Source organism: Halomonas marinisediminis, from assembly GCF_004347715.1.
GTDB lineage: Bacteria > Pseudomonadota > Gammaproteobacteria > Pseudomonadales > Halomonadaceae > Halomonas > Halomonas icarae.
This window is the reverse complement of record NZ_SLTR01000246.1, coordinates 1-304: the sequence shown is the minus strand read 5'-3', so window position 1 is coordinate 304 and position 304 is coordinate 1. Positions and strand designations below refer to the sequence as shown.

General features: G+C 78.0%; 1 protein-coding gene. It reads right to left on the bottom strand.

Annotated features, from left to right (window positions below; all coding sequences use genetic code 11):
* Positions 1-304: hypothetical protein (locus E0702_RS19205; protein ID WP_165927593.1), on the bottom strand; the 304-nt coding region annotated here is incomplete at both ends.

Here is a 304-nt window from a genome sequence, read left to right as displayed (position 1 = left end):
CCAGCGCGATCCGGTCCGGCCCGGCGCCGCCCGCGCGCAGGGTGATGCGACCTTCGGCCTCCAGCCCCGCGGCGGAGAGGCGGCACGCATCGACCGCCGGCACCGGGCCGAGACGGAGGCTGGCGGTCAGCATGCCGGGGGCCGAGGCCGGTTTGCGCCAGTTGAGCGCCGGGATGCTGAGACCGAGCCCGGCGAGATCGCCGGTCAGCTCCAGTCGCGGGGGCGCGTCGGGGCGCAGGCGCAGCCGGTAGTCGACCGCGCCCTGCCCGCTCACCGTGCCGTCAGGCAGCACGACCCCCAGGGC